Annotated in this window: 23 protein-coding genes; 7 read left to right on the top strand and 16 right to left on the bottom strand. The window is 73.7% G+C overall.

The genetic code is table 11. From position 1 onward, the window contains the following. Positions 1 to 104: 104 nt before the first annotated feature. Positions 105 to 1,268: a low temperature requirement protein A gene (locus tag AB0873_RS28400; RefSeq protein WP_366603493.1), complete on the top strand. Its 1,164-nt coding sequence runs from the start codon at positions 105 to 107 to the stop codon at positions 1,266 to 1,268. Here AB0873_RS28400 and AB0873_RS28395 read toward each other — a convergent pair. The 3 genes from AB0873_RS28395 to AB0873_RS28385 are packed head-to-tail and all read right to left on the bottom strand — an operon-like array spanning position 1,263 to position 4,580. Continuing rightward, on the bottom strand, positions 1,263 to 2,174 hold the full coding sequence (locus AB0873_RS28395) for an alpha/beta fold hydrolase (RefSeq protein WP_366603491.1): 912 nt from the start codon (positions 2,172 to 2,174) through the stop codon (positions 1,263 to 1,265). The genes AB0873_RS28400 and AB0873_RS28395 overlap by 6 nt on opposite strands. After that, positions 2,171 to 3,100: an SDR family oxidoreductase gene (locus tag AB0873_RS28390; RefSeq protein WP_366603490.1), complete on the bottom strand. Its 930-nt coding sequence runs from the start codon at positions 3,098 to 3,100 to the stop codon at positions 2,171 to 2,173. The genes AB0873_RS28395 and AB0873_RS28390 overlap by 4 nt, the downstream gene beginning before the upstream one ends. Continuing rightward, positions 3,093 to 4,580: an NAD(P)/FAD-dependent oxidoreductase gene (locus AB0873_RS28385; protein ID WP_366603488.1), complete on the bottom strand. Its 1,488-nt coding sequence runs from the start codon at positions 4,578 to 4,580 to the stop codon at positions 3,093 to 3,095. Before AB0873_RS28385 ends, AB0873_RS28390 begins: the two co-directional genes overlap by 8 nt. Before the next feature lie 114 nt (positions 4,581 to 4,694). Between AB0873_RS28385 and AB0873_RS28380 the strand changes: the two genes are divergently transcribed. After that, positions 4,695 to 5,387, top strand: a complete 693-nt coding sequence (locus AB0873_RS28380) for a TetR/AcrR family transcriptional regulator (protein WP_366603487.1) — start codon at positions 4,695 to 4,697, stop codon at positions 5,385 to 5,387. Positions 5,388 to 5,411: 24 nt separating this feature from the next. On the opposite strand, the gene AB0873_RS28375 is transcribed toward AB0873_RS28380, so the two are convergent. Next, entirely contained in the window at positions 5,412 to 5,891 is a 480-nt protein-coding gene (locus AB0873_RS28375; protein ID WP_366603485.1) for a hypothetical protein, read from the bottom strand. Between the two features lie 44 nt (positions 5,892 to 5,935). Here AB0873_RS28375 and AB0873_RS28370 point away from each other — a divergent pair, with 44 nt between their 5' ends. Next, positions 5,936 to 6,955: a WYL domain-containing protein gene (locus tag AB0873_RS28370; RefSeq protein ID WP_366603483.1), complete on the top strand. Its 1,020-nt coding sequence runs from the start codon at positions 5,936 to 5,938 to the stop codon at positions 6,953 to 6,955. Between the two features lie 24 nt (positions 6,956 to 6,979). Here AB0873_RS28370 and AB0873_RS28365 read toward each other — a convergent pair whose 3' ends face one another. Both AB0873_RS28365 and AB0873_RS28360 read right to left on the bottom strand, forming a co-directional pair. Next, on the bottom strand, positions 6,980 to 7,330 hold the full coding sequence (locus AB0873_RS28365; RefSeq protein WP_366603513.1) for a nitroreductase/quinone reductase family protein: 351 nt from the start codon (positions 7,328 to 7,330) through the stop codon (positions 6,980 to 6,982). Between the two features lie 162 nt (positions 7,331 to 7,492). Beyond that, the gene (locus AB0873_RS28360; RefSeq protein WP_366603482.1) at positions 7,493 to 8,974 is read right to left on the bottom strand and encodes a PLP-dependent aminotransferase family protein; all 1,482 of its coding nucleotides are present in this window, start codon (positions 8,972 to 8,974) and stop codon (positions 7,493 to 7,495) included. A gap of 29 nt (positions 8,975 to 9,003) precedes the next feature. Between AB0873_RS28360 and AB0873_RS28355 the strand changes: the two genes are divergently transcribed. Together AB0873_RS28355 and AB0873_RS28350 are read left to right on the top strand one after the other, a co-directional pair. Beyond that, complete coding sequence (locus tag AB0873_RS28355) at positions 9,004 to 9,615, top strand: LysE family translocator (protein WP_155332134.1); 612 nt, start codon at positions 9,004 to 9,006, stop codon at positions 9,613 to 9,615. 13 nt (positions 9,616 to 9,628) lie between these two features. Further along, complete coding sequence (locus AB0873_RS28350) at positions 9,629 to 10,321, top strand: phenylalanine--tRNA ligase beta subunit-related protein (protein ID WP_366603480.1); 693 nt, start codon at positions 9,629 to 9,631, stop codon at positions 10,319 to 10,321. Here the strand turns inward: AB0873_RS28350 and AB0873_RS28345 are convergent. From AB0873_RS28345 to AB0873_RS28335, 3 genes are read right to left on the bottom strand one after another with little or no spacing between them, the layout of a single operon-like run. After that, a complete protein-coding gene (locus AB0873_RS28345; RefSeq protein ID WP_366603478.1) occupies positions 10,290 to 10,841 on the bottom strand; it encodes a DUF664 domain-containing protein in 552 nt (183 codons plus the stop codon). The genes AB0873_RS28350 and AB0873_RS28345 overlap by 32 nt on opposite strands. Before the next feature lies 1 nt (position 10,842). Beyond that, on the bottom strand, positions 10,843 to 11,460 hold the full coding sequence (locus AB0873_RS28340) for an MBL fold metallo-hydrolase (protein WP_366603477.1): 618 nt from the start codon (positions 11,458 to 11,460) through the stop codon (positions 10,843 to 10,845). A 51-nt stretch (positions 11,461 to 11,511) separates the two neighbouring features. Continuing rightward, on the bottom strand, positions 11,512 to 13,047 hold the full coding sequence (locus AB0873_RS28335; protein WP_366603475.1) for a multicopper oxidase domain-containing protein: 1,536 nt from the start codon (positions 13,045 to 13,047) through the stop codon (positions 11,512 to 11,514). A gap of 148 nt (positions 13,048 to 13,195) precedes the next feature. On the opposite strand from AB0873_RS28335, the gene AB0873_RS28330 reads away from it, so the two are divergent. Further along, positions 13,196 to 13,624 (top strand): archease, encoded by a 429-nt coding sequence (locus AB0873_RS28330; RefSeq protein ID WP_196255963.1) that lies wholly within the window; start codon positions 13,196 to 13,198, stop codon positions 13,622 to 13,624. Positions 13,625 to 13,666: 42 nt separating this feature from the next. On the opposite strand, the gene AB0873_RS28325 is transcribed toward AB0873_RS28330, so the two are convergent. From AB0873_RS28325 to AB0873_RS28295, 7 genes are all read right to left on the bottom strand, one after another. Continuing rightward, positions 13,667 to 15,085 carry an RtcB family protein gene (locus tag AB0873_RS28325; protein WP_155332128.1) on the bottom strand — a complete coding sequence of 473 codons (1,419 nt, stop codon included), beginning with the start codon at positions 15,083 to 15,085 and terminating at the stop codon, positions 13,667 to 13,669. Positions 15,086 to 15,136: 51 nt separating this feature from the next. Next, positions 15,137 to 15,592 (bottom strand): DUF5818 domain-containing protein, encoded by a 456-nt coding sequence (locus AB0873_RS28320; RefSeq protein WP_155332127.1) that lies wholly within the window; start codon positions 15,590 to 15,592, stop codon positions 15,137 to 15,139. Between the two features lie 54 nt (positions 15,593 to 15,646). Next, positions 15,647 to 16,516, bottom strand: coding sequence for a sugar ABC transporter permease (locus tag AB0873_RS28315; RefSeq protein ID WP_366603511.1), 870 nt, complete (start codon positions 16,514 to 16,516; stop codon positions 15,647 to 15,649). Between the two features lie 134 nt (positions 16,517 to 16,650). Further along, positions 16,651 to 17,691, bottom strand: a complete 1,041-nt coding sequence (locus AB0873_RS28310) for an ABC transporter ATP-binding protein (RefSeq protein WP_366603472.1) — start codon at positions 17,689 to 17,691, stop codon at positions 16,651 to 16,653. After that, complete coding sequence (locus AB0873_RS28305; protein WP_366603470.1) at positions 17,688 to 19,022, bottom strand: sugar ABC transporter substrate-binding protein; 1,335 nt, start codon at positions 19,020 to 19,022, stop codon at positions 17,688 to 17,690. The genes AB0873_RS28310 and AB0873_RS28305 overlap by 4 nt, the downstream gene beginning before the upstream one ends. Further along, complete coding sequence (locus AB0873_RS28300) at positions 19,019 to 19,879, bottom strand: carbohydrate ABC transporter permease (RefSeq protein ID WP_155332124.1); 861 nt, start codon at positions 19,877 to 19,879, stop codon at positions 19,019 to 19,021. Before AB0873_RS28300 ends, AB0873_RS28305 begins: the two co-directional genes overlap by 4 nt. 25 nt (positions 19,880 to 19,904) lie before the next feature. Continuing rightward, positions 19,905 to 22,697 carry an exo-alpha-sialidase gene (locus AB0873_RS28295; protein ID WP_366603469.1) on the bottom strand — a complete coding sequence of 931 codons (2,793 nt, stop codon included), beginning with the start codon at positions 22,695 to 22,697 and terminating at the stop codon, positions 19,905 to 19,907. 336 nt (positions 22,698 to 23,033) lie between these two features. Here AB0873_RS28295 and AB0873_RS28290 point away from each other — a divergent pair, with 336 nt between their 5' ends. Continuing rightward, entirely contained in the window at positions 23,034 to 23,441 is a 408-nt protein-coding gene (locus tag AB0873_RS28290) for an SSI family serine proteinase inhibitor (RefSeq protein ID WP_155332122.1), read from the top strand. Positions 23,442 to 23,577 lie beyond the last annotated feature (136 nt).

Genomic DNA, 23,577 nt, shown 5'->3' with positions numbered 1-23,577 from the left:
CCGGCGCGCCCCGCACGCCGGACCGCCCGACGCTGTCGGCGGCGGGGCCGCCCGGCGCTGTCGAACCGTAGGGCCGGGGCCCGCAGCACCGCGAGGAGACCGGGGTGACCACGACGGGCACGCTGCGGCCGTGGTACCGGCCGATGCGCGCCCGCCGGCGCGAGGAGGAGCACCGCGGGACGACCCCGCTGGAGCTCTTCTTCGACCTCTGTTTCGCCGTCGCGGTGGCCCAGGCCGCGGACAACCTGCACCACGACGTGTCGGCGGACCACGTCGGCCACGCGGTGGGCAGCTACCTGATGGTGTTCTTCGCCATCTGGTGGGCGTGGATGAACTTCACCTGGTTCGCCTCCGCGTACGACACCGACGACGACGTCTACCGGATCACCACCCTGGTGCAGATCAGCGGTGCGCTGATGCTGGCCGCCGGGGTGCCCCGGGCGTTCACCGAGGGCGACTTCCGCACCATCACGTACGGGTACGTGGTGATGCGCCTCGCGGCCGTCTCGCAGTGGATGCGGGCGGCGGCCGGTGACCCCGGCCATCGGGCGGCCGACCTCCGGTACGGGATCGGCGTCAGCCTGGTGCAGGCGGGCTGGCTGCTGCGGCTGCTGCTCCCCGACGACCTGCGGGTGGCCTCCTTCGTCGTGCTGACCGCGGCCGACCTGCTCGTGCCGGCGATCGCCGAGCGGCCCGGCATGACGCCGTGGCACCCCCGCCACATAGCCGAGCGGTACGGGCTGTTCACCCTGATCGTGCTGGGCGAGGTGGTGCTGGCGACCTCGCTGGCCGTGCAGACCGGGGTGGACGCCGGTGACACGGGGCTGTGGCGTCTCGCGGCGGCCGGCGCGGTGATCGTCTTCGCGCTGTGGTGGCTCTACTTCGACCGCGAGATCCAGGTGCCCACCCGGTTGTCCCGCAGCTTGACCTGGGGCTACGGCCACTACCTGATCTTCGCGGGCATCGCCGCCGTCGGCGCCGGGCTCGGGGTGGCCGTGGACCACGAGCGCCACCTCGGGAACGTCGGCGGGACGGTGGTGGGGTACGCGGTGGGCGTGCCGGTGGCCGTTTTCCTGGTCACCGTCTGGATGCTGCACATCTGGGGGCAGCAGCGCGCCGCGGTGGTGGTGGCGTTCCCGGTGACCGCGGCGCTGGTGCTGCTCGTCCCGCTGGCTCCGGGATCGGTCTACCTGGTGGCGGCGCTGCTCGTCGCGCTGGTCGCGGTCACCGTGCTGGTCCGGCAACGGGAGATCCGGGCAGCGTCATGACCGGGCGGCGTCGCTGTCGCCCGGGGCCTCGGCCGGGGAGCCCTCCGCCCAGAAGTCGACCAGCAGGCGGTGGAACTCCTCCGCGCGTTCGATCTGCGGCATGTGCCCGCAGTCGTTGAACAAGTGGGTGCGGGCGCGGGGCAGGCGCGTCCGGGCCGCCTCCAGGTGCGTCGCCGGCAGGATCAGGTCCCGGTCGCCCCACACGATCAGCGTCGGCAGGTCGAGCTTCTCCACCCGGGTGAGCAGCTCCTCCCGCCACTGTGGGCTCACTCCGCGGAGGGTGCCGAGGTGGTGCGCGGTCTCCAGCATCACCCGCGCGGCGTGCGGCTGGCGGGCGACCTCCAGGGCGTACGCGATGCGCTCGGCGGTGGCGAACGCCGCATCGTGGAAGAGGGCGCGTTCGGCGCGGCGGGCCGACCACCGGCTGGGTCGCAGCAGCAGCCGGCCGAACGGGCGCAGCGCGAGCAGCCGCAGCAGGATCGTCACCTCCTTGCCGAAGCCGGCCGGCGTGATGAGCCCGAGGCTGGCCACCCGGGCCGGTTCGGTGGCCGCGAACTGCATGGCCACCGCCCCGCCGAGGGAGTTGCCGACCAGGTGCACCGGCCGGTCGACGCCGACCACGTCCAGGTAGCGGCCGACGAAGCCGGCCAGCTCGGGCAGCGTGTAGGGCGCGGTCATCGGCAGCGAGCCGCCGTACCCGGGCAGGTCGACGCTGTGCACCCGGAACCGCTGCGCGAGCCGGTCGTGCAGGTCGTCGAAGTCGCGCATGGTTCGCCCGATGCCATGCAGCAGGAGCACCGGCGGGCCGTCACCGTCGACGCGGTGGCAGACCCGCCGTCCGGCGACGGTGACGTGGCGGGGGCGGGGGCGGGGGCGCGCCGAGGAGGCGAGTTCCGTGGTGCTCACGCGCGGTCTCCCGCCGGGTCGGTCGCCGGCGCCGCCTCCGGTTGCCGGGCGGCCGGGACCGGTGGGGACGACGTGGTGAGGCGGCGGGCCGGGTCGCCGGCGGCGCGGTTCAGCCCGACCCGCAGGAGCTTCCCGTGTGCGGCCGGCGCGATCCGGGCCAGCAGGTCGGGCAGCTTCGCCGACCAGCCGATGAGGACGCGGCCGCGGCGCCGCTCGACGCCGCGCAGGATCACCTCGGCGGCCTTCGCGGGCGGGATGCTGAGCAGTTTGTCGAACTGCCGCCGGCCCTCCTCGTACTCCTCGACGGAGACGCCGCTGCCGACGCGCGCGTTCTCGGTGATCCGGGTGGCGATCCCGCCCGGGTGCACGGAGGTGACGCCGATGCCGTTGTCGGCCAGTTCGTGACGCAGCACCTCCGTGAAGCCGCGCACGGCGAACTTGCTGGCCGAGTACGCGGCCTGGCCGGGCGGCCCGATCAGCCCGAAGAGGCTGGAGACGTTGACCAGGTGGGAACCGGGCTCCGCCTTCAGGGCCGGCAGCAGCGCGTGGGTGAGCTGCACGACCGCCCGGAAGTTGATGTCGACGACCCACTGGAACTCGTCCAGGGTCACCTGGTCGAAGCGGCCGCCCAGGGCGACGCCGGCGTTGTTGACCAGCAGCCGGATCCGGGGGTGCCGGGTCCGGACGTCCTCGGCCACCCGGGCGGTCGCGGCGGCGTCGGCGAGGTCCACGATGTACGTGTCGACCTGCCGGTCCGGGTGGGCGGCGCGGATCGCGGCCACCACGGTGTCGAGGCGCCGCGCGTCGCGGTCGAGCAGGACCAGGTCGCTACCGCGGCGGGCCAGCCCGTGGGCGAGCGCCTCGCCGATCCCGCTGGCGGCGCCGGTGACCACAGCGGTCGCGGCGGTGAAGTCGAACCTACGCACGGACGGTGCTCCTCTCCGGCGTGCCGGCCCGGGAGAACCGGACGCCCTGGTCGGTGAGCCGGCCGTACCGCATCAGCAGCACGTCCCGGGGGTAGTTCTGGTACAGCCGCCACGGCGCCCGGGCCCCCTGCCTGGGCAGCGCGTCGACGCTGCGCAGCACGTACCCGGCGGTCAGGTCGATGATCGGGTGCAGGTCGCCGTCGGGCGGCGGCAGCGGCGTGACGACCTGCTGGCCGCTGCGGTCCAGGTGCGCGAGCAGCCGGCACACGTACGTGGCGACGAGGTCGGCCTTCAACGTCCAGGAGGCGTTGGTGTAGCCGATGGTCATCGCGAAGTTGGGGACGCCGGAGAGCATCATGCCCTTGTAGGCCACGGTGGCGGCGAGGTCGACGTCCTCGCCGTCCACGGTGAGCACGGTGTCGCCGAGGGCGAGCAGGTTGAGCCCGGTGGCGGTGACGATGACGTCGGCCGCGACCTGCTCCCCCGACGCGAGCCGGACGCCGGTCTCGGTGACGGATTCGATGGTGTCGGTGACGATGGACGCCCGGCCCCGCCGGATCGCGGCGAACAGGTCGCCGTCGGGCACCACGCACAGGCGCTGGTCCCACGGGTCGTAGCGGGGCGAGAAGTGCCGGTCGACGTCGTACCCCACCGGCAGCCGGCGCCGCGCGGCCCGGTGCAGCAGGCGCTTCACCAGCGTGGGGGCGCGGCGGCTGACTTGGAAGTTCGCGGTGGCGAGCAGGACGTTCTTCCACCGGACCAGCGGGTACACGGCCCGCTCGGGCAGGACGCGGCGCAGCGCGCGGGCGACCACGTCGCGCGAGGGCAGCGCCATGATGTACGTGGGTGAGCGCTGGAGCATGGTGACGTGGGCGGCCTGCTCGGCCAGCGCGGGCACCAGCGTCACCGCCGTGGCGCCGCTGCCGATCACGACGATCCGCTTGCCGGCGTGGTCGAGGTCGTCGGGCCAGTGCTGCGGGTGCACGATCCGCCCGGTGAACCGCTCCGCCCCGGGAAAGTCGGGGGTGTAGCCCTCGTCGTAGCGGTAGTAGCCGGCGCAGGTGTGGAGGAACGAGCAGGTCAGCCGGACGTCCTCGCCGGTGTCGGTGCGGTGTGCGTGGACGGTCCAGCGGGCGGTGGTGCTGTCCCACTCGGCGCGGACCACCCGGTGGTGGAACCGGATGTGCTCGGTGACGCCGTACTCGCGGGCGGTCTCCCGGACGTACTCGCGGATGGCGGGCCCGTCGGCGATCGCCTTCGGGTTGGTCCAGGGCTTGAACGAGTAGCCGAGGGTGAACATGTCCGAGTCCGACCGGATGCCCGGGTAGCGGAACAGGTCCCAGGTGCCGCCGATCGCGCCTCGGGCCTCCAGCACCGCGTACGTCTTCTCCGGACAGTTGCGCCGCAGGTGGCACGCGGCGCCGACGCCGGAGAGGCCGGCACCGACGATGAGCACGTCGACGTGGTCGGTGGTGGCCATGTCGTCTCCCGTGACGAGGCGGTGGTGCCGGACACTATCCACCGGCGTCGACACGCGTCAACACCCCGTCGAGAACAATCGACACCCTGTCGAGCGGGTGTAACATCCACGGTCATGACGCCCATCGCGACCTCGTCCCCCCGGGGTCGCCGCACGGCGCGGTCCGCCGGGGACGACCGGGAGTCGGCCATCCTCGCCACCGCCGAGCGGCTGCTCGGTGAGCGGCCGTTCGCCGACATCTCGATCGACGACCTGGCCCGGGGCGCCGGGATCTCCCGGCCCACCTTCTACTTCTACTTCCCGTCGAAGGACGCCGTCCTGCTGACCCTGCTCGACCGGGTCATCGAGGAGGCCAACGCGGCCGCCGGCCACGTGCTGGACCGGCTCGCCGAGAACCCGCGCGCCCGGTGGCGGGAGCTGATCGACCGGTTCCACGAGACGTTCGGCGGCCACCGGGCGGTGGTGCTGGCCTGCGCCCAGGTACGCGGCACCAACGGGGAGGTGCGCCGGCTCTGGGCGACGGTCATGGAGGGATGGGTCCAGGCCATCGAGGCGGCGATCGACGCGGAACGGAAGCGCGGCGCGGCCCCGGACGGGCTGCCCGCCCGGGACCTCGCCATCGCGTTGAACTCGATGAACGAGCGCGTCTGGTACGCGACGTTCGCCGGCGACGGCCCCGCCGTCGCCGAGCCCGACGTCGTCGACGTCCTCCTCGACGTCTGGCTCGCGGCGATCTACCGCAACGCCACGCCCCCGCCCGCCGGAGGCCCGGCGCCCAGCGGCGTACTCAGCCCGACGCCCGGGTGAGGTCCAGGAAGTCGAAGTCGCCCGTCACCACCCCACCGGCCCCTCGGCCCGCGTGTCGGCGACGTACGCCTCGACGTCCGGCCGGTCGGGCGCGAGCACGTGCCGGATCCAGGCGGCCCGCTCGTGCTCCAGCATCCCCAGCTCCCACACGCAGCCCACCACCGGGCGGCGCATCTCCACGAAGTGCGTCGGGTCGTCGTCCGGGCAGCCGATCGCCGGTTGGCCCGCCTCGGCGACGTGCGCCTCCACCACGTTGTCGAAGAACCAGGTGTACGCGAGCAGGTAGGCCCCGGTGTCCGCACCCCGGTGCAGCACCACCCAGCTCACCGGTGGGGTCCCGTCGGCGCCGGCGGGCGGCAGCAGGCGGGGCAGGAAGGCGTACGCCGCCCGCTCCACCTCCGGTTCGAGCGGGCGTTCCGGCTGATCGATGTGGTAGCGCTTGACCCGCCGCCCGGCGACCGTGATCGGTGCCGGCACGCGGAGTTCCTTGTCGCGAAATGCCATGCCGGGACGGTACGAGGGGTCCACTGACACGTACTGTCAGTGGAGTGCGGGCCAGTCGACTCCTCTCCCTGCTGTTGCTGCTCCAGACGCACGGCCGGATGACCGCCGCGCAGCTCGCGAAGCGGCTGGAGATCTCCGTCCGCACGGTCTACCGCGACGTCGAGTCCCTGCACTCGGCCGGCATCCCGCTGTACGGGGAGGCCGGGCACGCCGGGGGCTACCAGCTCGTCGACGGGTGGCGCACCCGGCTGACCGGGCTGACCGCCGAGGAGGCGGAGCGGCTCTTCCTGGCCGGCCTGCCCGGGCCGGCGGCCGAGCTGGGCTACGGAGCGGTGGTCGCCACCGTGCAACGGAAGCTGCACGCCGCCCTGCCGTCCGCGCTGGCCGACCGCGCGGCGCGCCTTCAGCAGCGCTTCCACCTGGACACGCCCGGTTGGTACGCCGACGGCGACGGCTCGCCGCACCTGGCGGAGGTGGCGGAGGCGGTGTGGCGGCAGCGCCGGGTGGCGGTGCGCTACCGCAGCTGGAACGGGGAGGCCGAGCGGACGCTGGAGCCGTACGGCCTGGTCCTCAAGGGCGGCCGGTGGTACGTGGTGGCCGCCCGCCCGGGGCGGGACGGTGCGGCCACCTACCGGGTCAGCCAGATCCTCGCGCTGACCCCGCTGGACGAGGAGTTCGACCGGCCCGCCGGGTTCGACCTGCCGGCCTGGTGGCGGGCGCACGTGGTGCGCTTCCGGGCCGGGCTGCACCGCGACGAGGCCACGATCCGGCTCTCGCCCCGCGGCCGGGAACGGCTACGGGAGATCGCCAGCGACGTGGTGGTCGCCGCCGCCGAGGGGTCCGCCGGCCCGCCGGACGACGCGGGCTGGGTGACCGCGACGGTGCCGATCGAGTCGCTCACCCACGCGCACGGTGATCTGCTGCGCCTCGGCGCCGACGTGGAGGTGCTGTCCCCGCCCGAGCTGCGGGCCCGCCTGGCGGCCACCGCCGCCGGGTTGGCCGCGCTCTACGCCCCGCGGGACGGCGGGGCGGCCGGCACCGGGCCGTCCTCCGTGGCCGGCTGACGCCGGGCGCCACGCCGGGCCGGGTCAGCCGAGCGGCACCTGGACGGCGACGTCGTGCTTCGGGTAGTGCTGTTCTACCTGGTCCGGCCCGTACTTGTCGCGGAACATCGCCACGATGTGCGCCACCCGCCCAGGGTCGGTGATCGGGGTGGCGGGGCCGCTCACGGCGGTGCCGTTGGCGGACACCTCGATCATCGGGGTCTTCCGGACGTTCTTGTACCAGTCGCTGTCCGACCCGGTGATCGGCACCAGGAACATGCTCTGCTCCTCCTGCACGAACCACACCGGGTGGGAGATCTGCCGGCCGGTCTTCCGGCCGGTCACGGTGATCTCGACCTCCTGCTCGCCGGCGAAAGCGTCCCTGGCCGCCTCCATGCTCACGCTGGCTCTCCCGTCCTCGGACCTGCTCCTGCTGCCAGGCTATGGACCCGGAGTCCCGGTTGCCGGCGAATCCGTGCCGCTGGCATCGCGGATTCCCCGGCCCGGAAGACCCCGGTGCCCCCGGCACGGGGTTGATCACACGCCAGCAGTCGATCATCAGCGCGAACGGAGGACATCACCGAGGACGGCGAGGCCCTCCTCGATGGCGGTGGCCGGGTTGGCCGCGTACCCGAGGACCAGGCCGGGCGGGCCGGGTCGCTGCCGGTGCCACGACAGCGGTTGGACCTTGACGCCGCGCTCCAGCGCCGCGGTCGCCAGGTCGGTGTCCGGTACGTCCCCGGTCAGGGTGACGGTCAGGTGCAGCCCGGCCGCCGCGCCGTGCACGGTCGCGCCGGGCAGGTGGCGGACGATCGCGGCGATCATCGCGTCCCGCCGCCGGACGTGCCGGCGGCGCAGCAGCCGCAGCTGCCGCTCCAGCGCGCCGGAGGTCATCAACTCGGCGAGCACGAGCTGCGGCAGCACGGCGTTGCCCAGATCGGCGTTGCGTCTCGCGTCGACCACGGCCGCCCGGTGGCGGGCGGGCACGAGCAGCCAGCCGATCCGCAGCGCCGGGGCGAGCAGCTTCGACACGCTGCCGGCGTAGCAGACGCTCTCCGGCAGCGCCACGCGCAGCGCCGGCACGGGGGGCCGGTCGTAGCGGTGCTCGGCGTCGTAGTCGTCTTCGATGACCAGACCACCGTCCCGCGTCCAGGCGGCGAGCTGCCGGCGGCGGTCCCCGTCCAGCACCACCCCGGTCGGGAACTGGTGGGCCGGGGTGAGCATCACCGCCGGCGCGCCGCAGGCGACCAGGTCGGCCACCCGCAGGCCGGCCGCGTCGACCGGGACCGGCGGGGTCTCCACCCGCCAGTTGTTGAGGTGCTGGCGGACGCCGAGCGACCCCGGGTCCTCCACCGCGACCCGGGTGATGCCGACGTCGCGCAGCGCCTGGGCCAGCAGGCCGAGCGCCTGCGAGACGCCGGTGGTGACGATGACGTCGGCCGGGTCGACGGTGACACCCCGGTAGCGGGCGAGCCAGGCGGCGACGGCCCGCCGCAACGCCGGCGCGCCGCGCGGGTCGCCGTAGCCGAAGTCCGACGCGACGAGGTGCCGCAGCACGGCCCGCTCGGCGCGCAGCCAGGCCGCACGGGGAAAGGCGGCCAGGTCGGGTACGCCGGGCGTCAGGTCGATGCGGGCGGGTGCCGCGCGTACCGCGTCGAAGATGTCCGTGCCGGGAGCCGGCGGGAACGGTCGGGCCGGGACCGGCGCGGCGGCCGGGACCGGGGTCGGCGGCACGGCCGGCGCCGCGACCACCACCGTGCCCGCGCGCCCCCGGCCGGCCACGTGCCCCTCCTCCACCATCCGCTGGTACGCCTCGACGACGACGCCCCGGGAGACACCGAGGTCGGCGGCGAGCACGCGGGTGGCGGGAAGGCGACCGCCGACGGGGATCAGCCCGTCGGCGATGGCGGCGCGCAGCCGACCGGCGAGCCAGTCCGCGCGACCGCCGGGCGGGGCGTCGGTGACGTCGAGGTGCAGGAAGTCGGAGCCGGCGACGGACGAATTGGTCCTTCCGTCGAGGGCCGGTTTGGCTCTGCTCACCGGACCATCCTGCCCGGCAGGGTGGGCACATGACCATCGCCTTCCTGGTGACCACCCTGGTCGTGGTCGCCACCCCCGGTGCCGGGGTGCTGTTCACCCTCTCCGCCGCGCTGTCCGGTGGCCGCCGCGCCGCCCTGGTCGCCGCGTTCGCCTGCACGGTCGGCATCGTGCCGCACCTCGCGGCGGCGGTGACCGGGCTGGCCGCCCTGCTGCACTCCAGCGCGCTGGCCTTCGCGCTGCTGAAGTACCTCGGCGTCGGGTACCTGCTCTGGCTGGCCGTCGCGACGCTGCGCGACCGGGGCGCGATCGCCGCCACCGGGCAGCCGGTGCCCCGGTCGGCGGCCCGGATGGTGGGGTCGGCGGTGCTGCTGAACCTGCTCAACCCCAAGCTGACGATCTTCTTCGTGGCGTTCCTGCCGCAGTTCGTCGACCCGGACCGGCCGGGGGCGGTGCCCGCGATGCTCGGGCTGAGCGCCGTGTTCATGCTGGTGAGCCTGGTCGTGTTCGCGGCGTACGGGCTCTGCGCCGCCGCCGTCCGCCGGCACGTGCTGGACCGTCCCCGCGTCGCCGACTGGCTGCGCCGGGGCGTCGCCGGCTCCTTCCTCGCGCTGGGCCTGCTGCTGGCCCGCGCCGACGCCTGACCGGAGGTTCACGGTGTACTTCCAGCACTCGCCGCGGATCCGGGCGGAGCACCCCGACCTCGTCGTCGGCGTCCTGTACGCGGAGGGCGTGGCCGGCGAGCCGCGGGGCGACCTGCCCGTCGCCGACCTGCACGCGCGGGCGCGGGAGCGGCTCGCCACCGGCAGCGAGGGCGGCTTCCCGGAGATCCAGGCGTGGCGGCGGGCGTTCGCCCGGATGGGCCTGGCCCCGACCCGCTACCGCTGCGCCGCGGAGTCCCTGCTGCGACGGCTGCGGACCGAGGGCAACCTGCCCGTGCTGCACCCGCTGGTGGACCTGGGCAACGCGGTGTCCGCGGCGTACGCGATCCCGGTCGGGATCCTCGACGTCGACCATGTCGGCGGCGGCATCGAGGTGCGGCACGCCCGGGGCGACGAACGGTACCTGACGTTCGCCGGGGTCGAGGAGCACCCCGACCCGGGTGAGGTCGTCTTCGCCGACGAGATCGGGCGGGCCCACGCGCGGCGCTGGACCAACCGGCAGAGCGGCTGGTCGGCGGTGCGCGACGGGACCGGCCGCGTCCTCGTCGTGGTCGAGGCGATGCACGACGGCGCCGACCGGGACGTGCCCCGGCTGCTGGACACCCTGGCCGGGGAGCTGGCGCGCGGCTGGGGCGTGGCGGCACGGCGCGCGCTGCTCAGCGCGGCGACGCCCCGGTTCGCGGCCTGACCGCCGGGGCCGGTGTGATGACGGTCGCACCGCCGTCGACCGGGCCGTCCGCGGGACCGCCGGCGGCCGCCTCGCGGAGCAGGTCGAGGTGACCGAGGTGGCGGGCGGTCTCGGCGACGAGGTGGTGCAGGATCCACCGCAGCGTGTGCCGGCCGTTCGCCGCCACGTCGTCCAGGCCGTGGGCGGCGACCACCTCGTCGCAGCGGCGCGACTCGGCCACGTACGCCGCGACCAGCTCGGGCAGCGGCACCCGGTCCGGGGTGGGTGGCACACCCAGGTCGTCGGTGTCCAGGCCGAACGCGGCCAGGTCCTTCTCACCGGCGAACCACCGTCGCAGCCAGCACCGCTCGACGTCACGCAGGTGGCCCACCAGCCGGGGGACGGTCAGGCCGTTGGGCGTGGTGACCCGGGGGGCGTCCTCCGGGAAGTCGGCGACGCCGCACACCACCTGGTCGCGCTGGCGTTGCAGGAAGACCAGCAGCATCTCCCGCTCGTCGGCCGCGTACGTCCTCAGCGACATGTCACTCCTCCTCGGGTGGGATCGATTCGCCGGGTCTCCGGTACCGGTAGCCGGGGACGGTCTCACCGAACCAGCCGTTGACGCTGGCCAGCCCCCGGTCGTTGAGCTGGGCGTCGTGGATCGCGACCGTGCGGGCCGCGCCCGCCGCGACCGCGAAGTCGATCGCCTCGGTGAGCTTCAGCCATGACGCCTGCGCGGGAACGAGCAGCGTGTGCACCGGCCGGCCGGGCGGGTGCAGCGAGTCCCCCGGGTGGTAGACGGCGTCCTCCACCAGGTAGCCCAGGTTGGCGCAGGCCGGCTGGCCACCGTGGATGGTCGCGTGCCGGCCACCGGTGGCGGTGACTGCGAACCCCGCCGCGTCGAAGCGCTGCCCGGCGCCGACCCGGGTCACCGGCAGCGGCGTGGACGCGGGCAGCCGGGCCCCCTCCGGGGCGAAGACCGGCACGCCCAGGCCGGCCAGCCGCAGCACGTCGATGTGGTCGGTGTGCTCGTGGGTGACCAGCACCGCGTCGGCGCCGGCCAGCGCCGCCGGCTCGCTCCAGGTGCCCGGGTCGATCACGAGCACCCGCCCGTCGTGCTCGATCCGGACGCAGGAGTGGGTGAACTTGGTGATCCGCATCGGCCGACCGTACGCCGCCCCGCCGCGGCGCGGTGGCCGGCGCGGGCCGCGTCAGCCATGCCCGGCGTGGGCGCTGTGCGCGGGCGGGCGGCCCGGTCGCTGGCCCGGCTCGACGACCACGAACTGGCCCATCATCCCGGCGTCCTCGTGGTACAGCAGGTGGCAGTGGTACATGTACGGCACGTCCGGGTCACTGTGGTCGGTGAAGCGCATCGCGACCCGGACCGGTCGCTGGGGTGCCAGGTAGACGGTGTCCTTCCAGCCGGCGAGTTCCGGCGGCGGGGCCGCCCCGGCGACGGAGAGCACCTGGAACTGCACGTCGTGGACGTGGAAGTTGTGCGGGGTGCCGTCGATGTTGACCACCTCCCACACCTCGGTGGTGTCCCGGGTGGCGGCGAAGTCGATGCGGTCCATGGACATCGACTGGCCGTTGATGGCGCGGCCGGCGAACTCCAGGCGGCGGGTCACGCTCGCCGAGCCGGGGTCGATCCGTTCCATCGGGACCAGCGTGCCGGGCACCGCCGGTGACGGGGTGAGCCGGTCGGCGGCCCGCAGTTGCAGCACGTCGAAGCGGTCCCGGCCGCCGGCGAACCGGTCGGCGAGAAAACCGGCGCCCAGGTCCGGGGCGATGCTGCGCAGGGTGACCCGCTCCCCCGGCTTGACGGTCACCACGATTTCGGCGCGCTCGCCGGGCGACAGTTGCACCCGGGTGAGCCGGGCCGGGCGGGCCAGCAGCCCGCCGTCGCTGGCGATCAGGTCGAACGGCCGGTCGTCGGCGAAGCCGAAGTTGTACAGCCGGGCGGTGGAGCCGTTGAGCAGCCGTAGCCGTACCCGCTCGGTCGTCACGTCGAGGTAGGGCCCGACCGTGCCGTTGACCAGCAGCGTGTCACCGAGCACCCCGATCGCGTTGATCATGTTGCGGGTCTTGCGGAACTGCCCGTCGCCGGAGAAGCTCCGGTCCTGCACGATCACCGGGACGTCGTCGACCCCGTAGCGCCGGGGCAGCGGCACCGCGGCCGCACGGTCATCGTCGACGAGGAACAGGCCGGCGAGGCCGCGGTAGACGTGGTCCTCCGTCTCGCCGTGCGGATGCGGGTGGTACCAGAGTGTCGCGGCCGGCTGGTCGACCGTCCACGTGGGCGACCAGGTGGCGCCGGGCCGGATCATCTGGTGGGGACCACCGTCCATCCGGGCCGGCAGGTGCATGCCGTGCCAGTGCACGCTGGTGCGGCCGGTCAGCCGGTTGACCACGTTGACCACGACCTGCTCGCCACGCCGGGCGCGCAGGGTGGGCCCGAGGTAGTCACCGTCGAAGCCGGCGGTGCGGGTCAACCGGCCGTCACCGTGGAAATCCCGTCGCCCGTCGCGGGCGAGCAGGTCGAAGACCCGCCGCCCGCGCTCGTCGACCCGCGACTCGGCGAGGGGCGGGACGGCCAGCGGCCGGGTGAACTCGACCTGGTCGACGGTGTCGGTGCCGGCCCGGCTGTACGCCCAGCCACCGGCCGCCACCCCACCGCAGCAGAGCACGAGACTGACGGCGAACAGGCCGAGCAGGAGCCGGACCAGGGGTCGTCGTCGGGCGGCCACGATGGCACCTCCAGTAGCGTCGGTACCTGTAGTCTCCCTTTCTATCCGCCGGACGGCCAGCCCATCGGCCCGAAATCCGGGGTTCTCTCCGGGATGCCCCGGAGGGCAACCCGCCCCACCGGGCGCCGGGCTGCCGGATGATCGGGCTGTGGATTCCCGACCGGAGCACGGCCACCGGTGCGTCCCGCACACCGCGGACGTGCGCATCGAGGCGTGGGCACCGACCCGGGAGACGTGCGTGGCGGAGGCGGTCACCGCCCTGGTGGACAGTTTCACCGACCCGGCCGCGGCCCTCCCGGAGGCCGAACGGGAGTTCCACGCCCCGCCCGCCGACGACCAGGACCTGCTGGTGGACGTGCTCGACGAGGTGATCTTCCGGATGGACACGGTCGGAGAGCTGCCGCTGCGCACCGAGGTCACCGACGACGGCGACGGCGGGCTGCGGGTGCGCTGGCACACGGTCAGCACCGACGGGGTGGAGTTGATCGGCGCCGTCCCCAAGGCGGTCGCCCTGCACGAACTGCGGTTCGGCCCGGACGGTTCGGGCTGGTCCTGCGCCGTGACCCTCGACGTGTGAGGCGCCGCGCGACCACCCACCGGCGGTACGAGAACCCGCCGGTCAACCCTTGACCACGCCGATCGGGACCACGCGGGCCACCTTGCGGCACAGCCCCGCCCCCTCGGCCGCCGCGACCACCGCCGACACGTCCTTGTACGCCGCCGGCATCTCCTCGGCCAGCCCACGCCGGGAGGCACCGCGTACCGCGATGTCCTGGTCCTCCAGCTGGCGGCGCGGGTCGTGGCCGCGCTCGGCCTTGACCGCCTGCTTGCGGCTCTGCACCCGGCCCGCCCCGTGGCAGGTGGACGCGAACGCGGGCGAGCCGGCCACCCCGGTGAGGACGTACGAACCCGTGCCCATCGAGCCCGGAATCAGCACCGGCTGCCCGGCGTCCCGCAGGTCGGCCGGGAGTTCCGGGTGCCCCGGCGGCAACGCCCGGGTCGCGCCCTTGCGGTGGACGCAGAGGCGCCGGGAGTCCCCGTCGGTCCCGTGGGTCTCGATCTTCGCGAGGTTGTGCGAGATGTCGTACACCAGGTCGAGGCTGCTGCCGGTGACCCGGCGGAAGACCGTACGGGCGGCGTGGGCGAGCAGTTGCCGGTTGGCCCGCGCGTAATTGGCGGCGGCGGCCATCGCGCCGAGGTAGGCGCGTCCCTCGTGGGAGTCGACCGGGGCGCAGGCGAGCTGGCGGTCCGGCACGTGGATGCCGTGCTGGCGCATCACCTTCTCCATCCGCCGGACGTAGTCGGTGCAGATCTGGTGGCCCAGGCCCCGGGAGCCGCTGTGGATCATGACGGTCACCTGGCCCGGCCGCAGGCCGAACGCGGTGGCCACCGTTTCGTCGTAGACCTCCTCGACCGCCTGCACCTCCAGGAAGTGGTTGCCCGACCCGAGGCTGCCCACCTGGCGCGCGCCCCGCTCGATGGCCCGCTCGCTCACCTGCGCCGGGTTCGCGTCGTCCACCGCGCCGTAGTCCTCGCAGCGCTCCAGGTCCCGCTCCACACCGAAGCCGCGCTCGACCGCGTACCGGGACCCGCCGCGCAGCACCGCGTCGAGTTCCGCACCCTTCGACAGGTGCCACACCGCGCCCTTGCCCATCCCGCGCGGGGTCGACTCCCCCAGGCCGTCCATCACGGCGTCGAGCTTCGGGCGCAGCCCGGCGAGGTCGAGGTCGGCGGCGAGCAGCCGGACGCCGCAGGAGATGTCGAAACCCACCCCACCCGGCGAGACCACCCCGCCGTGCTCGACGTCGGTGGCCGCGACCCCGCCGATCGGGAAGCCGTAGCCCCAGTGGATGTCGGGCATGGCGTACGAGGCGTCGACGATGCCCGGCAGGGTGGCGACGTTGGCCACCTGCTCCAGCGACTTGTCCGCCCCGGCGTCGGGCAGCAGCGACTCGGACGCGAACACCACCCCCGGCACCCGCATCGGGTCGTGCCGGTCGATGCGGAAGCGGTACGGCGACTCCTCGACCAACTCCATCCGCGCGACCTACCCGGTGCGGCGGGTGTTACACGCCGGCAGGACGGCCGGTCAGGCGGGGTCGACGCGGGTGACGGCGACCGTCTGGGCGAGGTCCTCCCGGTCTCCGCAGCCGGCCGGGAGCGGCGCGATCGTGCCCCGCACGGTCACCCGGGCGCCCGGGCGCAGCGCCGCCGCGGCGTCGCCGCTCAGGGCCCACCGCCGCTCACCGACCAGCAGCATGGTGCACTCGCCGGCGCGCTCCACCGTGCCGGTGAGGGTACGGGCGCCGAAGGGCAACGGGCCGGGCAGCTCACCCGTGCCGGACGGGACCGGCGCGGCTGACGGACCGCCGGGCGGCCCGGACGGTCCGGGTCGGGCGGTGGCGGCCGGGCCGGACGGGGCCGGGGGCGTACCGGCGGCCGACGGGCCGGACGCACCGGGCTGCGGGACATCCGGTGCGGACGAGCAGGCGCTCAGCCAGCACAGCAGGCCGACGGCGGTCAGCAGGACCGATGTTCTTCGCATGACGTCAACCTCCGCCACCTGCGACGCGCTGGCAACCCGGGCGGTTCCCGCCGGTCAGAGCCGGTAGAAGGCCCGGTACCGGCGGACCAGCCGCCACTGCACGACCACCGCCGCCACGGTCAGCAGGATCATCACCAGCGTCGCGGCGGCGGCGTAGCCGTAGCGCAGGTACTCGAACCCGGTGCGGTAGATGAACAGGGACAGGTACGTGGTGGCGTACGGAGGTGGGCCGCCGTCGGTGACCACGAACGCCGGCACGAACGAGAAGTGCAGGCTCGCGACGGCGTCCCGCACCGCCAGCAGGGCGAGCACCGGCGCCATCAGCGGCAGCGTGACCCGACGGAACACGTCCCAGCCGGTGGCGTCCTCCAGCGCGGCCATCTCGTACACGTCGCGGGGCAGCGCCCGCCGGGCGGCCAGCAGCACCACGAACGTCTCCCCCATCGTGAAGACGCTCATCAGGATGATCGCCGCGCGGGCGTCGGTCGGGTCGGTCAGCCACTGCGGCGGCGTGCGGCCCAGGGCGGTCAGCCCGTTCTCCCCGCCGACCCGCAGCACCTGGTTGATCGGGCCGTACAGGGGGTTGAACAGCCACAGCCAGAGCAGGCCGTACGCGATCTCCGGCACCGCGGTGGGCAGCACGGCGGCCGCGCGGGCGGTGCCGACCCCGAACGCCCGGCGGTGCAGCAGCAGCGCCAGGCCGAGGGCGAGCAGCACCCGCAGGGGTACGGCCACCAGCGCGAACACCAGCGAGTTGGTCAGCGACACCCGGAACACCGGGTCGTCGACCAGCGCGACGAGATTGTCCAGCCCCACCCACCTCGGCGGGTTCACCAGGTCGTACTCGGTGAACGCCAGGGCGAGGGTGACGGCCGCCGGCAGCAGCACCAGCCCGACCAGGCCGACCAGGTACGGCGCCAGCATCAACGCCAACTGCCGCCGGGAGCGGGTGTCCGGCCGAGCCCGCCGCGCCCGCGAATCCGGCTCGCTCCGGGCGCTCACGGTGCCGTCCTCGCTCGTGACCGCCGGGCTCACCAGCCCCGGCTCACTCGGCGCGCTCACGGGGCGTACCGGAGACCGGAGTCGGCGTGGAAGACGTGGGTGTCCGCCCAGTCGACCCCGACCTGGACGGCCGCGCCCCGCTCGGGGCGGCGGGCGGCCGGCACCCGGGCGACCACCGGCTGCCCCGACGCGAGGGTGAGGTACGCGTACGCGTCCTCGCCGACCACCTCGACCCGGGCGACGGTGGCCGCCGCCCCCTCCACCGGGTCGAGGGCGACCGCCTCGGGCCGGAACCCGATCTGGAGGCCGCCCGCCGGCACGCCCGGCGGGGCGTCCCCGGCGGGGCGGACCGGGCCGTCGGCGGGAAGCAGGTTCATCGCCGGGGAGCCGACGAACCGGGCCACGAAGGTGCTCGCCGGGGCCCGCCAGATCTCGTCGGGGCTGCCGACCTGCTCGACCCGGCCGTCGCGCAGCACCGCGATCCGGTCGGCGAGCACCAGCGCCTCGGTCTGGTCGTGGGTGACGTGCACCATCGTGGCGCCGAGCCGGTCGTGCAGGGCGCGCAACTCGGCGCGCATCTCGACGCGCAGGGCGAGGTCGAGGTTGGACAACGGCTCGTCGAGCAGGAAGACGTCCGGCTCCCGCACCAACGCCCGGGCCAGGGCGACCCGCTGCCGCTCCCCGCCGGAGAGCTGCCCCGGTCGCCGGTCCAGCAGTCCGGCGCAGCCGACCGTCTCGGCCGCCGCCCGGGCCCGCTCCCGGGCCACCGCCCGTGGCGTGTCCCGGACCTCCAGGCCGAAGGCGATGTTCTCGGCGACCGTGAGGTGTGGGAAGAGGGCGTACGACTGGAAGACCATGGACACGTTGCGCCGGCCGGGACGGTCGGAGGTGACGTCCCGGCCGGCGATCCGGACGCGGCCGGCGGTGACCGGCTCCAGGCCGGCCACCACCCGCAGCACCGTCGACTTTCCCGCCCCGGACGGGCCGAGGACCACGAGGAGCTCGCCCCGGGCCACGGTCAGGTCCACCTCGTGCAGGACGGTGGCGCCCCGGTAGGCGGCCGACACCCCGTCCAGGGTCAGACCGGGTTCGCTCACCCGTGCTCACCGCGGGCGAACAGCGGGCGGGTCTGCTGGTCCAGGTCGCGGATGACGTCGTCCAGCCGGTCGCCCCGGTACAGGGCGTTCTCCAGGATCCCGTACGTCACGTCCTCGATCTCCGGCCAGGTGGAGACGGTGGGCAGGGCCCGGACGGTGGGGATCGTGTCGAGGAACACCTTGGCGCTGCGCGGCGGCTGGGACGGGCCGAGGAACGCCGGGGACTGCGACACGCCGATGTGCGACGGGACGGTCCGGCCGGTGGCGGCGATGATCCGCTGCCCCTCCGCGGAGATGGCGAACTCCAGGAACCGCCACGCGGCGTCCTTCCGCTTCGCGCCCCGGGTCATGCAGTACGCGTCGGAGTGCAGCACCCCGACCTGCTTCTGGTACACCGGCAGCGGGGCGACGTCCCACTCGAAGTCGGTGATCGAACGGAACGTGGTGGTGGAGCGGCGCGACGACATCAGCATCGCGAGCCGCCCGTTGGCGAAGCGGGACTCGTCGTCCTCGGCCTCGACCTCCTCGTCGGTGGGCACCACCCCGTACGCCTGGCGGAGGTCCACCATGTTCTTCAGCGCCTCCCGCGCGACCGGGGTGTCCAGGGTGAGCCGGGTCGGCTTGTCGGGGTCGTCGACGATCTCACCGCCGGCGGACCAGACGAACGGGGCGACGCGGATGATCGACGGCTCGATGCCGAGCCCGTGCACGGTTGGCCGGGCGGCGGCGCCCTCGCTCTCGGTGCCCTTGACCGGCACGCCCCGGGAGTCGCGGGTCATCGCGATGGCGGTGCTCACCATGTCGTTCCAGGTCCAGCCGGCCTTGGGCTCGGGCACCCCGTACTTCGCGAACAGGGTGCGGTTGTAGTAGACGGCGAGGCTGGACACGTTCTGCGGCAGGCAGAGCTGCTTGCCGCCCCACTTGAAGGCGTCCATCGCCACCGGGTAGTAGTCGGCGGGGTCGATCGCGTCGGAGCCGGCGATGCGCTCGTCCAGCGGCTCCACCACGTTCTTCGCGGCGAACTGGCCGTAGAAGCGGTAGTTCATCAGGAACAGGTCCGGCGGAGCGCCCCCGGCGACCGAGGTGGCGAGCCGGGCCAGCAGGTCCTTGCGGTCGCTCGCCTCGACCAGCTGCACGTCCGTGCCCGGGCGGGCCTTCCGGTACGCCTCGGTGAGGGTGCGGTACGCGGCCAACTCCTCGGGAGCGCCGAAGACGAGCAGCCGCACCGGACCCGACTCGTCCTTCGACGATCCGGAGCCGGAGCCGGTGCCGCAGCCGGTGGCGAGCAGCGTGCCGGACAGCAGCAGGGCGAGCAGCGTCTTCGGTCTCATGGGCGGTCCCGTCCCGTCGGATCGTCGTGGTGCAGGAAACGGCGCTGGGCGAGCACGAACACCAGCAGGGCCGGCACGGTGGCGAGGACCGCCCCGGCGAGGAACACCGGGAAGTTCGTCGGGTCCAGCACCGACAGCGAGCGCAGCGCCAGCGGCAGGGTGAACAGGTCGCGGTCGTACACGTAGATCAGTGGGTCGAGGAAGTTCGACCAGGTCAGCACGAAGGTGAGGGCGGTGAGCGCGGCGGTGACCGGGCGGACCAGCGGGAGGGCGACCCGCCACCATATGCGCATGGGTGAGAGGTCCTCCACCAGGCAGGCGTCGTACAGGTCCCGCGGCAGTGCCCGGAAGGCCAGGTAGTAGACCAGGACGTACAGCGGCGAGGTGCCGAGCAGCGCCGGGGCGATCAACGGCACCAGGGTATCGGTCAGGCCGAGCGCGCGGAAGATCGCGAACCGGGGCACGAGCAGCGCGGTGGCCGGCACCATCAGGGCGACCAGCGAGGCGGCGACGACGGTGGCGGTGGTGCGCGGGGCCAGCCGGGCCAGCGCGAACCCGGCGAGCGCGGCCACGAGCACGCTCAGCGGCACGGCGACGACCGCGACGAGCACCGAGTTGAGCGAGGCGCGCAGCAGCCCGCCGATCTCCAGGGCCTGTTCGTAACCGGCGGTGGAGACCGGGTCCGGGACCAGCCGCGGCGTCGGTGACGGCGGCAGGCCGGGCTCGGTGAGCGAGCCGGAGAGCAGGAGCAGCAGCGGCGGGACGAACACGAGGATGACGAACGCCGCGCCGAGGGTACGCCAGGCACGGCCGGCCGCCCCGGGCAGCGGTGGGGGGCCGCTCGCGCGGCCCCCCACCCGGTTGGTGCCTTTGATGGTCTACCTACTTCAGCTTGAGCTGCCAGGCGCCGAGACCGTGCGAGGCGGCGTAGAGGATCCGCTTGCCCGGCACGATGGTGAGCCCGGCGACCTCGACGTTCGGCATGCCACCGGCCGCCTTGGTCCAACTGGTCGAGCCCTTGGCCAGGCGCAGGACCCCGAAGTCGGTGGACGCGTACAGGTCACCGGTGACGTCGTCCCGGACCAGGTCGGTGATCGGCTGGTCGCCGAAGTTGTACGACCGGTCGGTCCAGGTCGCCGCCGCGCCGGCCACCTTCACCTCGAACGCGTGGCCGAGCGTGGTCGGGGTGTTCGAGTTGAAACCGCTGTAGGACACCCACGCCCGGGCCGGGTCGGCCGGGTCGACGTGGATGCTCGTGACGAAGCGGCCCGGCGTGCTGGCGTTGTCGATCCGCGTCCAGGTCACCGCGGAGGCCGGCTCGGCGTCCACGTTGCGGGTGACGAAGACCCGGCCGGTGCTGGTGGCCGCGTACGCGGTGGACGAGTCGGTGTCGACCCGCTGCACCACCGAGACCGCGCCGCCGGCCCGGTCGCCCCAGGCGGCGTCGGTGAGCCGGGTGGTGCCCAGCTCCGCCCAGTCGCCGCACTGCGCCTCGTACGTGCCGGTCCAGGTGTTGCAGATCCGGTTGGCCTCCTCCAGGGTCCGGTCACCCAGGCCGAAGGTCTTGGTGCGGTAGACGGTCCGGGCGGTGCCGGCGAACATCGTGCCGCTGACCTTCGGGTCGCTGATCACCGGGGCGTAGAACAGGTTGCCCGGTTGGCCGTAGATCGGGTCCGCGGTCCAGATCCAGTCGGCGATGTCACCGTTGTCGAAGTTCACCTCCGGCGACACGTCGAAGAAGGTGTGGAAGCGGAACTCCGGCTTGCCGACGTCGAAGCCGGAGGCGCCGCCGTCACCGATCATCGTGTTGACCCAGCGCCGGCGCTCGCCCTTGTTCTCCCAGGTGCCGTTGTCCTGCGTGCCACCCTGGAGCAGGTTCACGTCGTGCGGGCTGACCGACAGGCTGATGAACTGCAGCGTGTTCATGCCCTTGTTGACGCCCTCCAGCTTGGCGGGGATCTTCGAGAGCATCTGCTTGCAGCGGTCCTTCTGGGCCTGGGTGGTGAGGTTACGGTCCGGGTTGTCGCACCAGGCCGAACGGTCGACGAACTGGCCGGTGGAGCGCATGATGCCGCCGTCGTTGGCCTCGAAGAACTGGAACGGGTTGCGCGGGTTGGTCACCAGCGCGTGCTGGTCCGGGTGCAGGCCGTTCGGGTGCAGCTCGTCGGTGCCGTCGTAGGTCATGTCGGTGCCGCTGACTCCGGCGTCGGTGGAGAGGACGACCGCCCGCTTGTGGGCGACCGTCTCGCCGTAGACGTAGGAGCCACCGGTGTAGACGACGTCGGGATGCCCGGCCGGGGTGTGCACGAACACGTCGTACCAGCACTGGCCGGTGCACTGGTTGTAGGTGGCGAAGCCCGGGTCGGCCGGGTTCGAGCTGGTCAGGTCGGTGAAGGTGGGCGCGCCGGCGGCCACGTCGTCGCTGCGGAACAGCCGCGAGTACGGGTTGCCGATGTTGCCCTCGTAGACGTACATCCGGGTCTTGCCGTTGGGCAGGGCGGTGACGTCGATCGCGGCGCGGGTCTGGAAGACCGCCGGGTTCAGCGAGGTCTTGATCTGCGTCCAGGTGGCGCCGGCGTCCGGGGAACGCCAGACACCGCGGGCGTACGACGAGGCGTACACGATGTTGGAGTTCTTCGGGTCGAGCTTGACGTAGCGGACGCCGCGCGGGGAGCAGGCGGCGGTGTTCGCGTACTCGGCGGCGCTGCCGGTGCAGTCGGCGGCGTTGGCCGAGCCGTTGTGGAGGAAGGTCCAGTTCTTGCCGCCGTCGGTGGTCTTGTACAGGCCCCACTTCTCGGCGTCCGGCACCGGCCGGGTCACGCCGGTGCAGCAGGAGCTGGACATGCCGCGCAGCGCGATGGTGGTGGCGACGTACATGGTCTTCGGGTCGCCCGGCTTGATGGTGATCTCGGCGATGCCCTTGCCGGAGAGCACGTCCTTACCGAGCGGACTCGACCAGGTCAGACCGCCGTTGGTGGACTTGTAGAGGCCGACGCCGGCGACGCAGCCGGAGCCGCAGGTGTTCGCCTCGCCGGTGCCGACGTAGATCGTCAGGCCGGTCTTGTCGTTACGGTCGATCTTGACCGAGCCGGCCGCGTTGATCCCCAGCGGGCCGCCCAGATAGAACCACTTCGGCTCGGCGGCGAGAATGTTCAACGTTCCCCAGACACCGCCGCCGGCCGGGGTCGCGTACGCCCGGCAGAGCAGCTGGTTGCAGTCCGGGCTGATGTCCAGCGAGGTGACCCGCCCGCCCGCCACGTACTCGTTGGGCACGTAGTTGAAGGCGTTGCGGAACTCGGTGAACGGGTACAACGCCTCGCTGGGGCCGACGCTGGTCCAGCGCTGGCTGCCCCGGAACCGCTTCTCCGCCGCCGCGTACGCGGACTTGGCACGATCCACCTCGGCGATGCTGATGTCGTTCGCCGGGTATGCCCGCTCCAGGAACTCCTGCTGGGCGGCGCCGCCCGGGCCGTCCGGGGACATGCCGTCGTTGCCGGGCGCCGCCCGCCGCAGCCGCTCCAGATGGGCGCCCAGGGCGTTGGGCATCTCGCCGTCCCCGACCGCCGCGGCGGCCGGCACCTCGGCGCCGGTGAAGTGGATGCCCGCGGCACCCGTCGTCGCCACGAGAGCGGCGACCGCTAGTCCTGCGAGTAGATGGCGACGTCTGCGCTTCACGAGGGTTCCTCCAGGAAAAGAGGCGTCGCCGCAGCGCGGCACCCAGGATTGGCGACCGTCGCTGGCAGCGTCCATGCAGGAGAATGTCAGAGGGTGATCGGGGACACAATCCTCTGCGTCGATTGAGTTCACAAATGATTGTCGTCGGGCCCGCGGCCCGGCGTGCCGGTGGGACGGCCCGGGGACGCGCGGGAGGTCGCCGCCGTGGTCGAGCCCACGTAACACTCCGTTACGCGGCGGGTTCACAGTGTCCACCTAGGGTGGTCGGCGGCCCGGTCACACGACGGCCGGGCCGACGACCGGCCCCTACCCGGGGCCTCGACGGAAGGACACACGATGCCCCTCGCCCAGCGGATCGCCGCGCTCTCCGCAGCGGCCGTCCTCGGCACGACCGCGCTCACCGTCGCGGCCACCCCCGCCCACGCCGCCCCCACCGGGCAGACCACCTCCGTGCTGCTGCTGAGCGTCGTCCCGCACACCACCGGCGCGCCCCGGGCCGCCGCGCTGCGGTGCGAGCCGACCGGCGGCACCCACCCGTACGCCACGTCCGCCTGCCAGGACGTCGCCGCGGTCGACGGCGATCTGGCCGCGCTGAGCGTCAACACCGGCCTCTGCACCCTGGAGTACGCCCCGGTGACCGTCCGGGCGGTCGGGTTCTGGCGGAACCGTCCGGTGTCGTACGCCGAGACCTTCGGCAACCGCTGCGAACTGCTGCGCGAGACCGGTTCCCTCTTCGCCTTCTGATTCCCGCCGCGCGGCGCCCGCTCCCCCGGGCGCGGGGGGGGGCCCCCCCCGGGGGGGGCGCGGCGGCCCAACGTGGGGGGGGCCCCCCGGCAGTGGGGCCCCCCGGGGCGGGCGCCCCGGCACGCGGCACCCCAGC

Source organism: Micromonospora sp. NPDC047707 (genome assembly GCF_040704235.1).
GTDB lineage: Bacteria > Actinomycetota > Actinomycetes > Mycobacteriales > Micromonosporaceae > Micromonospora.
The sequence above is the reverse complement of the archived record's forward strand: the minus strand, read 5'-3'. Positions and strand labels throughout refer to the sequence as shown.